Below are 12,620 nucleotides of genomic sequence, written 5' to 3' on the forward strand. Positions count from 1 at the left end.
ATGCGTCAAACCCCATTGATCTCACTCCGCCGATCTCACTCCTTCACTTGCTCCGTGAGTTCCGCCGGCCGCTCCGACCGCTCCGACCGCTCCGACCGCTCAGTCGACCGTTCCGAGAGCGTCCCCTCCCGGTCGAGGACCAGCCGGCGGGTGATCCCCGCGGCCTCCAGGAACGGCAGGTCGTGGCTGGCCACGATGAGCGCGCCCCGGTACGCCTCCAGCGCCTGCGCGAGCCGGCGGACGCTGGCCAGGTCGAGGTTGTTGGTCGGCTCGTCCAGCAGCAGGAGCCACGGCGGCGGCTCCGCCGAGAGCAGCGCCGCCAGCACCGCGCGGAAGCGCTCGCCGCCCGAGAGCGCCCCGGCGGGCAGGTCGGCCCGCCCGCCGCGGAACAGGAAGCGGGCGAGCCGGGCCCGCAGCGCGTTGACCGGGGCCGACGGCGCGAACCGGCGCACGTTGTCCACCACGCTCAGCGTGTCGTCCAGCAGGTCCAGCCGCTGCGGCAGGTACCCCACGCCGGGTACGCCCACCTCGACCGCGCCCGCCGCCGGATCCAGTTCCCCGGCGATCGTGCGCAGCAGCGTGGTCTTGCCGGACCCGTTCGGGCCGAGCAGCGCGATCCGCTCGGGGCCCCGTACGACCAGTTCCTGCACCGTCGTCCCGCTCACCGTCCGCACGCGGGTGAGGGTCAGCACGGTCTTGCCCGCGGGCACGGCCGTCTCGGGCAGCGCGATGCGGATCGCGGCGTCGTCGCGTACGGCCGCCTCCGCCTCACCGAGCCGCTCGCGGGCCTCGGCGAGCTTGGCGGCGTGCATGTTGCGGTGCTTGCCCGCCGCCACCTGCGCCTGCCGCTTGCGCTCCTGCATGATGACCTTCGGTTCCCGTTTCTGCTCGTACATCTTGTTGCCGTAGCGGACCCGGCGGGCCAGCTTCACCTGGGCCTGCTCCCATTCGCGCTTCTGGCGGCGCACGTCGGCCCCGGCGACCCGGACCATGCGCTCGGCGGCCTCCTGTTCGGCCGCGAGCATCTCCTCGTAGGCCGGGAGGTTCCCGCCGTACATCCGGATCGCGCCGCCGGTCAGGTCGGCGATGGCGTCGACCCGTTCCAGCAGGGCGCGGTCGTGACTGACCACCACCAGTACCCCGCTCCACGATTCCACCGCGGCGTAGAGCCGGCGGCGGGCGTCGAGGTCGAGGTTGTTGGTCGGCTCGTCCAGCAGCAGCACGTCCGGCCTGCGCAGGAACAGCGCGGCGAGCCCGACCATGACGGTCTCGCCGCCGGACAGCGTCGCCACCGTCCGGTCGAGGCCGACGTGATCCAGGCCGAGCCGGTCGAGCTCGGCGCGGGCGCGCTCCTCGACGTCCCAGTCGTCGCCGACCACGGCGAAGTTCTCCGCGGAGACGTCGCCGCGCTCGATGGCCAGCAGCGCGGCCCGCCGCTCGGCGATGCCCAGCAGGTCGGAGACGGTGCGGGCGGTGCCCAGCGGGAGGTTCTGCGGCAGGTAGCCGATCTCGCCGGTGACCGCGACGGATCCCGCCAGGGGGGTCAGCTCACCGGCGATCAGCCGCAGGAGGGTGGACTTGCCCGAGCCGTTGACCCCGATCAGGCCGGTACGGCCGGGCGGGAGCGCGACGTCGAGATCCTCCAGGACGATCGTGCCGTCCGGCCAGGCGTAGGAGAGGTTGTCGCAGACGATCGAGAAAGACGGAATAGACACGGGGCGGCTCCCAGAATGTGTCGTGATTTATCGGAAAACGATGTATCGGGACACAGGGACACCGCAGGCACGCACGCCTTCAGAGGGAATCCGCGCGGAAGGAGAGAAGAGCCGCGCGGGGGAGGCCGTCGCCGGAACGGGCGGGACGGGTCCGCTGAGGTCGGGTGCGCGCCGGGCCGTCACAACGGCTCGCATGGCGTGGTGTCCGGAACCTCAGATCTCCAACGGACGCTCCCGGGGGACGGCGATAAGACATCGAAGAAGCTACTTATGCATTTGATGTCACGTCAAGGGTTTTTCGGAAATTTCCCGATCTTCATCCCGGCCGGGGTCACGGCCGGACGATCGCCCAGACCGCGTGCTCGACCTCCGGCCGGACCGCCTTCAGGTCGAACGCCCCCGGCTCGGCCAGATAGCGCCGGGCGCACTCGTGGACCGGGGCCATGACCACCGCGTCCAGCGCCCAGGCCGGGACCGGGCGCAGTTCCCCGCAGGCCGTACGCTTGTCGAACCACTCCACCAGCGGGGCCATGGTCCGCGCCTTGAACGCGGCCTTGCCGTCCTCCTCGATCAGCCCGGCGACCGAGGCCCGGTAGACGAACTCCGCCCGGGTCGGCCGGGCCACGACCCAGTCGAGGAAGCGACCGGCCAGCTCGGGCACGACGGTCCGCGCCGGGCGCTCGTCGAGCGCGGGGAGCATCGCGCCGACGAGTTCGGCGAAGCTCTCCCGGTACAGCGCGCCGACGATCCCGCCGCGGCTGCCGAAGTGATGGTAGATGCTCCCGTTCGAGGCCCCGGAGACCTCGGCGAGGCGGCTGACCGTCATCGCCTCCAGCCCGCCCTGGGCCACGATCTTCAGCGCCGCATTCAAGATCGCCTCACGCGTGGCGCCGCTTGCCACAGTTCCACCCCCGATTGTTAGAGTAACGCTCTAGAGTGCCACTCCAACCGAGGTGCGTCATGAGCGTCGAATCCGCCGGTTCCCTGCCCGCGCTGTTGCGGAGCCGAATCCGAGCGACACCGTACACGGAGGCGTTCCGCCATCCGTCCGAGGACCGGTGGGACTCGCTCACCTGGGCGGAGGTCGGCGAGCGGGTCCGCGCGCTGGCGCTGGGCCTGCACGCGCTCGGCGCCGAGCCCGGCACCCGGGTGGCGGTGCTCTGCGGGACCCGGGTCGAGTGGATCCTCGCAGATCTCGCGATCCTGTCCACCGGCGCGGCGACCACCACGATCTACCCCTCCAACACCGCCGCGGAGTGCGCGTTCATCCTCTCCGACTCCGGCAGTGTGCTGGTCGTCGCGGAGAACGACGCGCAGGTGGCCAAGCTCCGCTCCGTCAGGAGCGAGATCCCCGCCGTCAAGCACGTGATCGTCGTCGACGGCGAGGCGGACGAGGAGGGCTGGGTGCTCACCCTCGACCAGGTCGCCCGGGTGGACGGGAACGTCGCCGGCCGCAGGGACGGGGAGACCACGGACGAGGCCGCCTACGACCGGATGGTGGACGCCGTCACCGAGGACGACCTCGCCACCCTGATCTACACCTCGGGGACGACCGGCCGGCCCAAGGGCGTGGAGCTGACCCACGGCAACTGGCTGGGCACCGCCCGCGCCGTCGCGGAGATCGGCCTGCTCACCCCTGACGACCTGCACTTCCTCTGGCTGCCGATGTCCCACTCGTTCGGCAAGCTGCTGGAGGTGGCGGTGATCGCGGTGGGCACCCCGACCGTGATCGACGGCCGCCTGGACCGCATCGCCGCCAACCTCGGCGAGGTCCGGCCCACCGTCATGGCCGCCGCGCCCCGGATCTTCGAGAAGATCCACAACACCGTGACGGCGACCGTGCGGCGCGAGGGCGGGATCAAGCTGCGGCTGTTCCGCTGGGCGCGGGCCGTCGGCATCGAGGCCGTGCGTGCCCGGCAGGAGGGCCGCCCCCTCTCCCCCGGTCTGCGGGCCCGCCACGCGATCGCCGACCGGCTGGTCTTCGCCAAGCTCCGCGCCAGGTTCGGCGGGCGGGTGCGCTACTTCATCTCCGGCTCGGCGCCGCTCTCGCCGGACATGGCCGAGTTCTTCGACGCGGCCGGGCTGACGATCCTGGAGGGGTACGGCCTGACCGAGTCGTCGGCCGGCAGCTTCGTCAACCGGCCGCAGGACGTGAGGTTCGGCACGGTCGGCCCGCCGCTGCCCGGCGTCACCGTGCGGATCGCCGAGGACGGGGAGATCCTGATCGGCGGGCACGGGATCATGCGCGGCTACCACGGCCTGCCCGACGAGACCGCCGAGGCGCTCCGGGACGGCTGGCTGCACACCGGTGACATCGGCGAGCTCGACGAGGCCGGGCGGCTGCGCATCACCGACCGGAAGAAGGAGCTGATCAAGACCTCCGGCGGCAAGTACGTGGCGCCGCAGCACCTGGAGGGCCGGATCAAGGCCGCCTGCCCGTTCCTGTCGCACGTCGTCGTGCACGGCGACCGGCGCAACTACTGCACGGCGCTGGTGACGCTGGACGCCGACGTGGTCGCCCCCTGGGCGCGGGCCGAGGGCCTGCCGTCCGACCCGGCCGAGCTGTGCTCGCACCCGAGGATGCGTGAGGAGGTGCGGCGGGCGGTCGACGCCGTCAACGCCGGCCTGGCCGGCTACGAGACCGTGAAGGATTTCGCGATCCTGCCGGGCGACTTCACCGTGGAGAGCGGCGAGCTGACCCCCAGCATGAAGGTCCGCCGCCGCGAGGTGGAGGAGCGCCACCGGGACGTCCTGGACTCCCTCTACGAGGGTTCCGTGGAACGGGCCTGACCACCGGAGACACCAGGAACACCGGGGCGGCGGAGCCAGACGGCGAGCCACGCGATCTCGGCCGCCGCGTCGAGCAGGTAGGTGGCCCGGATCCGCCCGCGCGGCACGTAGACCAGGTCGATGGCGAGCAGGGTCGCCGCGGTGGCGACCCCGATCCGCCGGGCGTTGCGCATCCCCTCGGGGGTGGACCCGGCCCGCAGCTGGGTCCAGCCCACCCCGAGCAGCAGGCCGGCCACCGTACGGACGAGCCAGTCGTCCTCCTTGGGCCCGAAGACCTTCTCGAAGCTGGGCAGGTGCATCAGCGGCCAGACTCCCGACGCCACGTTGAACGCCCCGTGCGCCCGCGCCCGCCAGAGCCCGGCCGGCCGCTCGCCGCCGTCCTTTTCCATGCCCGGGACTCCCATGCCCGGGACGCTGCCCCCTCACCGTCCGCGCAAACCCCCGCCGCGTCTCCGCGAGCCGCGCGGCCCGCGGCGGAGTCACGGCGGCGGGCATCGAAAGGACAGGCCCCGCCGGGCTCAGTCCTCGTAGGTCACGCCGGGGGCGGGGTCGGACAGGTCGTGGCCCCGGGCCGTCAGCTCCGCCTCCACCGCCGCGCACACCGTCTCCACCACCGCGACCCGGGCGTACCGCTTGTCGTCCCCGGCGATCACGTGCCAGGGGGCGGCCGCGTGGTCGGTGCGCTCCAGCATGTCCTCCACGGCGAGCTCGTACTGCGGGCGCTTGTCCCGGTTGCGCCAGTCCTCGTCGGTGAGCTTCCAGACCCGCAGCGGGTCGGCTGCGCGGTCCTCGAAGCGGCGCAGCTGCTCCTCCTCCGAGACGTGCATCCAGAACTTGACCATGATCATTCCCTCGGCGACGAGGGTCCGCTCGAACTCGACGATCTCGTCGTAGGCACGGGACCACTGCTCCTCGGTGGCGAAGCCCTCCACCCGTTCCACCAGCACCCGCCCGTACCAGGAGCGGTCGAGCACGGCCATGCCGCCCCAGCCGGGCAGCACCGGCCAGAAGCGCCACAGGAAGTGGTGGCGCTTCTCGTCGTAGGTGGGCGCCGCGAACTGGGCGACGCGGACATGCCGGGGGTCGAGCGGGCGGACCAGCCGTTTGATCGCGCCGCCCTTGCCGGAGGCGTCCCAGCCCTCGAAGACCACGCACAGCGGGGGGCCGATGCGTTTGTCACCGATCTGCCCGCCGAGCATCAGGCGCAGCCGGAGCAGCCGCTGGAGGGCGGCGTCGAGCCGCTCGTTCGCCTGCTTCTTCGGCAGTTTGACGGACAGGTCGGTCTCAGCCAGTCGGTTCATGCCCACCAGCATCCCCGATTCCCGGGTCGTCGGGCAGTCCCGGCCTACTCCACCGTGATCCGGAAGGTCGCGTCGCCCGAGCTGTTCCTGCTCTGCTGGTCGGCGGGGACCCGGTCGGCGCCGCAGCGCCAGCAGTTGGTGACGGTGACCACGGCCGTGCCGCGCTGCTTGGCGTTGAAGACGAAGTAGCGCACCCCGCCCCCGCCGGTGACCTCGGGATCGGACGACTCGCTCTCGTACTCCGCGCTGATGAAGGAGGCCACCTTCGGGTCCGGCAGCGCGCCCATCCGCCAGCTGTCGCCGACCGAGGCGTTCTCCTCCACCGCGAGGGAGAAACGCTGGCCGGGGGTGACGCGGACCTCGCTGGTCCGGTTGATCCCCCCGGCGACGACCTTCCCGTAGTCGGACACGGCCGACTCCGGGCCGCAGCCCGCGACCAGCCCCGCCGACGCCAGCGCCAGGGCGGCGATCCCCGTTCGGTATTTCACCCGGAAAGGCTACCGAGCGGGCCCGCCGGTTCCGCGGGAGGTGCCGTCCCCCCGCGGGGCGGGTCAGATCAGGCGGCTCCGGTAGACCCCGCGGGCCCGCTCGTACAGCGCCAGATGGTCGTCGAGCTGTCCCGGGCTCTCGAACCTGCCCTCCCCGCGGACCATCGCCTCCAGCGCGTCCAGCCACTCCAGGCACCAGCGCACGTCCTCGGGACGGGCCACGTGGCGGCCGGCCACGTCGAGGTAGACCGGGCTGGTGCAGGCGTAGGCGCCGCCGGCGTGGAAGCTGCGCTCGTGCGGCCCGCCGGAGGCGATCGCGACCACGTAGTCCGGCCGGTCCGCGGCCAGCTCGACGGTCAGGTGGCCGCCCTTCCCCTCGGCGTGCACCCCGGCGGCGGTGCGGATCTCCAGCCGCTCCACCTCCGGGCCGACCGAGCGGGCGGTGATCGTGACCCGGTCCCCGGGTGACAGGTGCAGGGTGTCCCCCGGCCCGCTGCCGCTCACCGACAGCTCCAGCCAGGGACCGGTGGTGGCGAAGGTACGGCCCCGCCGGATCGCCTCGGCGAACGCGGCCGCGCTCAGCGGCCCGTCCACCCGGGCGTAGACCCGCTCCCAGCCGGGCGGGCTGGACTGGTTGCCCCGGCGGGCGAAGGAGACCATGCTGTCGGTCCCGGCGGTGACCGCGAGCCGGTTGCCGGCCCCGATCAGCCGCCGGTAGACGAGCGCGGTCGCCTCGATCGAGGAGTGGTTGAGCACGTCGAGGCTGTCGATCAGACCGAGTGCCGCGTCGGCGACGATCTCCCGGGCCGAGCAGTTGCGCCGCCACAGCAGCGCCGCCCGCGGGCCGTCCTGCTCGGAGAAGGGCACGTGGAAGGGGTGGCTGTAGCCGGTGACCGCGCCCAGGGCCCGCAGTTCCTCGCAGGCCTCGCTGTTGGGCGGCCAGTCGGCGGTGCCGAGGAAGCCGGTGTGGAAGCGGGAGGGCGGGGCTTCGGGCGCGAAGGCGTAGAAGTGGCCGAGCAGGTCGTTGCGGTACTCGACGCCGATCCGGGCCAGGTGCGTGGCGTCGGACCAGGGCAGGTCCTTGCCGGCCCAGTGCTCCAGCGCCTCGGCGTCGTAGACCCGCTCGGAGGAGACGTTCCCGGCGACCAGGTTGAGCACGTGCAGGTCCTCACCGTGCTGCATGGCGGCGGCGAGCGCGGGGGTGCCGACCATGTCCCCGGCCCAGTTGAGGTGGACGTGCATGTCCCCGCCGTACCAGCCCCGGGCCGCGGCGTCGTACAGGCGCGGGGGGACGAGCTCCACCAGCGTCTCCTCCCCCGCGGCGGGGGTGACGGTCACCTGGGCGGAGCCGTACTCCATCCCGCGCCAGACGCGGACGGCCAGCGGCTCGGCCGGGACGTCGAGCACGAGGTCGTCACCGTGGAAGTAGGGCCGCACCAGGGCGTCGCGCCGGTGCGGGGCGCCCTCGGGGTACCAGCCCTGGCCGTGCGCGCCGGACACGCTCCACCGGCACGGCATCCCGGCGCGCACCCGCAGGCGGGCGGCGGCGGCCGGGCGGGCCAGCGGCGCCAGGTCGATCTCCGCGCCGTCCGCGGCGACCCGGCTCCCGCCGGTGATCGGGATCAGCAGTGCGCCGTGCGGGCCGACCTCGTGGGCCTCCCCGTCCACCAGTACGGTCGCCGGTTCGTCCCGGGCGGAGTCGACCAGCAGCGTCGTGCGCACGACCCGGCCGCCGAGAACGGCCTGCGCCCGCGCCTCCAGCGTGGCCCCGCCCCCGGTGAGGCGGAGCGCGGCGAGGTTGTCGGTCAGGTCTCCGGCGAGGACGTCGCGCACCACCTCGGCCATGTCCAGTTCGAGGAGATGGTCCTCCAGTTCCTCGGCACCGGCGCCCGGGTGGCGCTCGGCGACCTTGCGGTAGCAGGTGCCCCAGAAGTCGCGCGGGCCCATCAGGTAGGCGTCGGTGACCATCGACTTCACATAGAAGATCGGATCCTCGCCCCAGGTGACGCCGTGGGTGGCCAGCAGAGCCCGGTAGTCGTCGAGCGCCCGCGCCATGGCGGGGGATACAACCGGATCGTCGCACATGAGTAGCTCCCCGTGTAGAACCTCCATGATCGCCGTCATCGTGACACGGCGAGCGCGGGCGACACGGGCCGCGCCCGCCCGGTGGTGGGGTTTATCGCTACTCGGATTGATAAAAGTAACTACGGGATAGTTTCCAGCCGCTCCGGACCGGCGGAGAGCGAGTGGCCGAGCCGTACCTTCATGGCGTGCTCCACCAGCGTGATCAGGACCTCCTTGCCGGACCCCCGCCGGCGCGCGTCGCAGAGCACGACCGGCACCTCGGGGGGGAGGGTCAGTCCGAGGCGCACCTCTTCCAGGTCGTAGCGGCGGGCGCCGTCGAAGCAGTTCACCGCGACGATGAAGGGCGTCTCCCGCCGCTCGAAGTAGTCCAGCGCGGGGAAGCAGTCGGCCAGCCTGCGCGTGTCGGCCAGCACGACCGCGCCCAGCGCGCCGAGGGCCAGCTCGTCCCAGAGGAACCAGAACCGCTCCTGCCCCGGGGTGCCGAACAGGTAGAGCCGGTAGGCGTCGCCGATGGTGATGCGGCCGAAGTCCATGGCGACGGTCGTGGTGGCCTTGCCCTCCACGCCGGCCAGGTCGTCCACCCCGACGCTGCGGTCGGTCAGGGTCTCCTCGGTGCGCAGCGGCTCGATCTCGGAGACGGCCCCGACCAGAGTGGTCTTGCCCGCCCCGAAGCCGCCCGCGACCAGGATCTTGATCGCCTTGGGCAGGACCGCCCGCCCGGCGTCGCGGTCAGAGCGCACGGAGTCCATCGAGCACCGCCCTGTACATCCTCTCGTCGTGCATATCCGTCTCCGAATGTGGTTCTTGCAGGGTGATGTACCCCTGGTCGAGCAGGTCGCTGAGCAGGACGCGGACGGTGCCCGCGGGCAGGTTGACGTGCGCCGCGATCTCCGCCACGGACTGCGGCTGCCGGCACAGGCCCACGATCGCCAGGCACTCCGGGCCGAGCCCGATCTCGCCGGGCGGGACGGGGCGGACGGTCACCGCCATCGTGATGAGGTCGAACCGGCCGCGCGCCGGCTCGGTCCTGCCCCGGGTGAGGACGTACGGCCGGACGATCGGCCCGGCCTCCTCGCCGATCCACTGGGTGTCGGGATGCTCCTGGCGGGGGTTCATCGCGGAGCATCACCGCCGTCGGAGGCGCCCGGCGTCCGCGCGGGTGAGGTGAGGTACTGGCCGACCCGGGTGACGAGCATGGCCATCTCGTAGGCGACGAGGCCGACGTCGGCCTCGTTCGTGCAGAGCACCGCCAGGCAGGCGCCCTGTCCGGCGGTGGACACCAGCAGGTAGGCCGAGCGCATCTCGATGATGGTCTGGCGCACCGCCCCGCCCCGGACCCGGTCGCTGACCCCCCGTCCCAGGCTCTGGATCGCCGATCCCACGGCGGCCAGGTGCTCCGCGTCAGCCGGCTCCAGGCCCGCCGAGGACGCCATGAGCAGTCCGTCGGTGGAGAAAACGATCCCGTGCTGAGCCTCCGCCACCCGTGTGACCAGGTCGTCCAGCAACCAGGCCAGATCGGTGACGGATCCTGTTCCCTGCACCACTCGTTGTCCTCTTTCTTACGGCCGTCGTTCGGCTCCGGCCCTCCGGGGGGCGGAGCCTGCGTGCGCGAATCGGATCGTCTGGGTCACGCGGGCGGCCGGTCGCCCCCCGGGGAGCCGCCGCCCTCGCCGCCCTCACCGCCCTCGCCGAGCAGCTGGGCGGCCTCGGACCGGCCGCGGCGCGTTCCCGCCTGGTAGGAGGCGAAGGCGGCGCGGATCTCCTCCGGGGAGCGGTCGTCGTCCCCGGCGGGCGGCTCCGGCGACCGCCGCGCCGCCTGCGGCTCGTCCTCGCGCAGCGGCGCGGCCAGGTGGGTCTGGGGGACGCGGCGCGGCAGTCCGCCCGGCGTGTGGCTGGTGTCGGGCGGCGGCATGGTCGAGGTGGCGGCGGGCCGGGGAGCGGGGTCCGGCCGGCCGGCGGGATCCGGCCCTGGACCCGCGGGATCCGTCGATCCCCCGGAGACGGGGACGGGAGTCTCCCGGTAGGCCGGAGCGGGCGGGGCCGTCGCCGGGGCTGCGCCACCGGGCGCGACCTCCGTCCCCGGGGGCTCCGGCTGCGCCGGCGGGTCCCAGCCGCCGGGGCCCGCCGTACCCGCACGGATCGGGGAGGCGCTCTCGAAGGCGCCCGCGCCCGCCGGGACGGCCGTCCCGGCCATGGCGCTCACCCCCGCCGGCACGGCGGCCTCCTGCGGCGCCGCGGCACGGTCGCTGATCAGGTCCTGCGGGATCAGCACCACGACGGTGGTGCCGCCGTACGGCGAGGCCTTGAACGTCACCCGGATCTCGTGCCGCTCGGCCAGCCGGCTGACCACGTACAGGCCCAGGCGGGCGTTGCCCGACAGTTTCAGCTCGGGCGGGTTGGCGATGCGCTCGTTGGTCGCGGCGATGTCCTCCGGGGTCATGCCCAGGCCCCGGTCCTCGATCTCGATCGCGTAGCCGTGCGCCACGGTGTGCCCGCCGACCTTCACGGTCGTGTAGGGCGGGGAGAAGGAGGCGGCGTTCTCCACCAGCTCGGCCACCAGGTGGATGACGTCACCGACGGCCCGGCCGTCCAGCGCCACGTTCCCCATGGGCAGCACGTCCACCCGCGTGTAGTCCTCGACCTCGGCCAGCGCTCCGCGCACCACGTCGAGCATCGGCACCGACTCCCGCCAGGCGCGGCCCGGGGCCGCTCCGGACAGGACCAGGAGGTTCTCGGCGTAGCGCCGCATCCGGGTCGCCAGGTGGTCGAGCCGGAACAGGTCCCGCAGTTCGTTCGGGTCCTGCTCACGCCGCTCCATGGCGTCCAGCACGCTCAGCTGGCGATGGACCAGGCCCTGGGTACGGCGGGCGAGGTTGCGCAGGATGTCGGCGATGTCCCGGCGGAGCTGGGCCTGCTCGGCCGCGACTCCGATCGCGGTCTGCTGGACGACGTTGAACGCCTTGCCGACCTGGCCGATCTGGTCGTCGCCGAACTCCAGGGGCGGCGCCTCGGCGGCGATGTCCACATTCTCACCGTGGCCGATGCGCTCCACCACACCCGGCAGCCGCTTGTTGGCCAGTTCCCAGGCGGCGTTGCGCAGCTTCTCCAGCTGCTGGACCAGGGCGCGGGCGGTGGTGATGGACAGCACGACCGAGGCGACGACCGCGATGAGGCCCAGGCCGCCGGCCAGCACCAGCCGTACGATCACACCGGCGGCCACCGGGCCGGCCCGCTCCACCACCCCGCTGCCGGCGGTGAGCACGACCTCCGCCAGCTTGGCCTGCGTGGGCTGCGCGTCCTCGCTCCACCGCCTGGCGTCGACCAGCCCGGCCGGTACCGCGTTCGGGTCCCTGATCAGCAGATCTTCCATGGCGCGCAGCCGGGTGGCGTGCTCGTCGGCGGTCAGCCGGCGGTAGGCGTCCTGGTCGGCCGCGGGCAGCTCGGCGGCCGACTGGGCGAGCAGGAAGCGCCGTGTCCCGTTGAGCTGGATGAACCGCACGCGCTCGCCCTCGGTGAACCGGCCCGCCGTCAGGGCGCCGATCACCATGGCGTCCTCCTGGGCCAGCATGTCCCGGGCACGGTTCATCTCGATGAGCGTGCGGGTGTCCTTGGCGAGTTCCTCGTCGTCCAGGGTGGCCAGCGCGTCGTAGGCGTGGAAGACGGCGTCGAGGACGCCGGTGAACGCCGCGATCGCCTCGGTCCTGCCCGTCCGGCCCTCGTCGGCGGCCTTGCGCACGGCGCCCAGGCCGTCCAGCAGCCGGCGGATCTCGGCGATGCGGCGTTCCAGCGTCTCACTCCCGAAGAACGCCACGCCGTTCCCGCCGGTGAGCTCGCGGAAGCGCGTGCCCGCCGCGTCGGTGCGCGCACGCTGGGCGGCCAGCGCCTCGCGGCGCTGGCGCTCCGTGCCCGGGGTGCCCAGCGTGATCGCGGTGAGCCGCCGCTCGGCCTGCAGCTCGACGATGAGCTTCTCGCTCGGCTCCGCCACGCCGGAGTTGAGCGTGGCCACGCCGAGCATGTTCAGGCCGTCACCGACAGTCACCCACGCCGTGAAGATCCAGAGTGCGGTGAGTGACACCAGCAGTGCCGTGACCTTGGTCCGCAAGCGCGCGTTGCGCAAGCGCATGGCATCCACCCCGAAGGAAGCAGAAATAAATAAACGTCATATTCTACGGCGTCAGCCCATATGTCTTACATATGCGCTGAACGATCACAGCAGCGTAGGACTAGGGGCAACCCATGTC

General features: G+C 72.7%; 11 protein-coding genes. 1 reads left to right on the forward strand and 10 read right to left on the reverse strand.

Annotated elements, in window-relative coordinates; all coding sequences use genetic code 11:
* Positions 1-35 precede the first annotated feature (35 nt).
* Positions 36-1,715 carry an ABC-F family ATP-binding cassette domain-containing protein gene (locus IEZ08_RS02565; RefSeq protein WP_275424733.1) on the reverse strand — a complete coding sequence of 560 codons (1,680 nt, stop codon included), beginning with the start codon at positions 1,713-1,715 and terminating at the stop codon, positions 36-38.
* Positions 1,716-2,046: 331 nt separating this feature from the next.
* Positions 2,047-2,616 carry a TetR/AcrR family transcriptional regulator gene (locus tag IEZ08_RS02570; RefSeq protein ID WP_084779981.1) on the reverse strand — a complete coding sequence of 190 codons (570 nt, stop codon included), beginning with the start codon at positions 2,614-2,616 and terminating at the stop codon, positions 2,047-2,049.
* A 59-nt stretch (positions 2,617-2,675) separates the two neighbouring features.
* Between IEZ08_RS02570 and IEZ08_RS02575 the strand changes: the two genes are divergently transcribed.
* Positions 2,676-4,505 (forward strand): AMP-dependent synthetase/ligase, encoded by a 1,830-nt coding sequence (locus IEZ08_RS02575; RefSeq protein ID WP_189241573.1) that lies wholly within the window; start codon positions 2,676-2,678, stop codon positions 4,503-4,505.
* Here the strand turns inward: IEZ08_RS02575 and IEZ08_RS02580 are convergent.
* The 8 genes from IEZ08_RS02580 to IEZ08_RS02615 all read right to left on the reverse strand — a co-directional run bounded on the left by IEZ08_RS02580 (position 4,478) and on the right by IEZ08_RS02615 (position 12,502).
* Positions 4,478-4,894 (reverse strand): hypothetical protein, encoded by a 417-nt coding sequence (locus IEZ08_RS02580; protein ID WP_189241574.1) that lies wholly within the window; start codon positions 4,892-4,894, stop codon positions 4,478-4,480. The two genes, IEZ08_RS02575 and IEZ08_RS02580, sit on opposite strands and share 28 nt — an antisense overlap.
* Before the next feature lie 129 nt (positions 4,895-5,023).
* Positions 5,024-5,806, reverse strand: a complete 783-nt coding sequence (locus tag IEZ08_RS02585; protein ID WP_068928678.1) for a polyphosphate kinase 2 family protein — start codon at positions 5,804-5,806, stop codon at positions 5,024-5,026.
* 44 nt (positions 5,807-5,850) lie between these two features.
* Positions 5,851-6,294: a protease inhibitor I42 family protein gene (locus IEZ08_RS02590; protein ID WP_068922911.1), complete on the reverse strand. Its 444-nt coding sequence runs from the start codon at positions 6,292-6,294 to the stop codon at positions 5,851-5,853.
* A gap of 63 nt (positions 6,295-6,357) precedes the next feature.
* On the reverse strand, positions 6,358-8,349 hold the full coding sequence (locus IEZ08_RS02595) for a CehA/McbA family metallohydrolase (RefSeq protein WP_229802869.1): 1,992 nt from the start codon (positions 8,347-8,349) through the stop codon (positions 6,358-6,360).
* 149 nt (positions 8,350-8,498) lie between these two features.
* Entirely contained in the window at positions 8,499-9,128 is a 630-nt protein-coding gene (locus IEZ08_RS02600) for a GTP-binding protein (RefSeq protein ID WP_068922909.1), read from the reverse strand.
* A complete protein-coding gene (locus tag IEZ08_RS02605) occupies positions 9,109-9,495 on the reverse strand; it encodes a DUF742 domain-containing protein (protein ID WP_068922908.1) in 387 nt (128 codons plus the stop codon). Before IEZ08_RS02605 ends, IEZ08_RS02600 begins: the two co-directional genes overlap by 20 nt.
* Entirely contained in the window at positions 9,492-9,923 is a 432-nt protein-coding gene (locus IEZ08_RS02610) for a roadblock/LC7 domain-containing protein (RefSeq protein WP_068922907.1), read from the reverse strand. The genes IEZ08_RS02605 and IEZ08_RS02610 overlap by 4 nt, the downstream gene beginning before the upstream one ends.
* Positions 9,924-10,006: 83 nt before the next feature.
* Complete coding sequence (locus IEZ08_RS02615; protein ID WP_189241575.1) at positions 10,007-12,502, reverse strand: sensor histidine kinase; 2,496 nt, start codon at positions 12,500-12,502, stop codon at positions 10,007-10,009.
* Between the last annotated feature and the right edge of the window lie 118 nt (positions 12,503-12,620).

The sequence above is a fragment of the Planobispora rosea genome (genome assembly GCF_014648175.1).
Lineage (GTDB): Bacteria > Actinomycetota > Actinomycetes > Streptosporangiales > Streptosporangiaceae > Planobispora > Planobispora rosea.